We start from the raw sequence: 1,606 nt of genomic DNA on the forward strand, positions 1-1,606 counted from the left end.
TCCTGCCCGATGGCCGCCACTGGCATTACGGCTATGAACAGCAGCAATTAAGTGAAGTGATTGCCCCGAACGGCTGCGCCACGCAACTGGCCTCTGACGGACTGGGCCGACTCCTGAGCATCACCGATACCCTGAATCAACAGACCCGCTATCACCACAGTGACTTTCATGCCAGCCCGACGGGCAGTGTCAGTGAAATTCGCTTACCGGACGGGGTCCGCCAGACGATTGACTACGACAGTGAACGGCGCGTATCAGCAGTGACCGATGGCGCCGGACGCACCACCCGGTACACCTATGACGCCTTTGACCTGTTGAGCCGCGTCACCCGCCCGGATGGGACCACCCTCACCTTTGCCTACGACAAACTGACCCGCCTGACCGCAGTGACTAACGCCACTGGCGAAACCTACCGTTACACCCGTGACCTGGCCGGGCGGATTATCGGTGAAACCGATTTTACCGGGCGCACAATTCAGTATCAGTACGATAACGCCGGACGCCGCATCACCGCCCGTTACCCGGATAATCAACTATTACGCTGGCGCTACACCCCGGAAAACCGCCTGACCCGGCAGGAAGTCTGGCAGGAAGAGGATGAGCAGTGTCAATTAATCGCGGTCACGACATACGACTATAACGACGCCGGCCAGCTTATCCGCGCCACCAACCCGGATGCGGTGGTGGCATTTGAATACGATGAATCGGGCAACCTGACGGCAGAAACGATTAACGGGCGGACGGTGACCCACGAGTGGGACACCCTGAGCGGCTTACCGGTCAGCCGACAGGGGAACAACCTGCCGGCTCTGCACTGGGAATATGGCCCGCTCGGTCAGGTCACCCGTTTTGGGTTGGAAGGCCACGCGCCGCTGCATATTCAATATGACGGCCTGGGACAGGAAACCGTGCGCCGCAGTGAAGCCGGCTTTATTCAGGCGCAATATCACACGCCGGTCGGGTTGCTGGCGCATCAGGCCGCCGGACGCAATTCCGTGCGGTTCAGACAGGCGTTACAGGAAGCTGACCCGCACCATCCGCCGTTTGGCAGTGAAGTGAACCGTCACTGGTATTACACGCAGGCGCACCATGTCGAGTGTATAAAAGACGGCCACTGGCAGGAAACCCGTTACGGGTATAACACTAACGACCAGGTGGTGACGGCTATCTTTAGCGGCACTCCCTGGGCACGTGAAGAGCAGTTCATTTATGACGCTAACCAGAATATCGGTCACTACCGGCAGATACCGGCAGATACAAGTAAACCGGTCTTTCAGGAATACCAGGAATATCAGGCGGCCCGGATGGCCCGCCGGGGAGATAACGCCTTTCGCTACGATGAAAACGGCAGAATGGTAGAAAAAACGGTGCATAAATATCAGTACCAGTCAAGGACATTCTGTTACCACTGGGATGCCCATAACCAGCTGACCGAGTTTATCACGCCGGAAGGGACCCGCTGGCGTTATCGCTATGATGCCTTTGGCCGACGTATCAGTAAACGCAAAGAAGTGGACAGCGCACTGGAGGCTGCCAACCTGAAACGGTGGCTGGACGGACTGCCGGACCGGGCACTGAAACCGACGGCGATTATCGGTTACGATTA

Annotated in this window: 1 pseudogene; it reads left to right on the forward strand. The window is 57.7% G+C overall.

Annotation, left to right across the window (positions count from 1 at the left end):
- Positions 1-1,606 (forward strand): annotated as a pseudogene (locus ABR397_RS22525) (hypothetical protein); the annotation flags it as partial.

Origin of the sequence: Photorhabdus viridis (assembly GCF_040256935.1) — a bacterium.
GTDB lineage: Bacteria > Pseudomonadota > Gammaproteobacteria > Enterobacterales > Enterobacteriaceae > Photorhabdus > Photorhabdus viridis.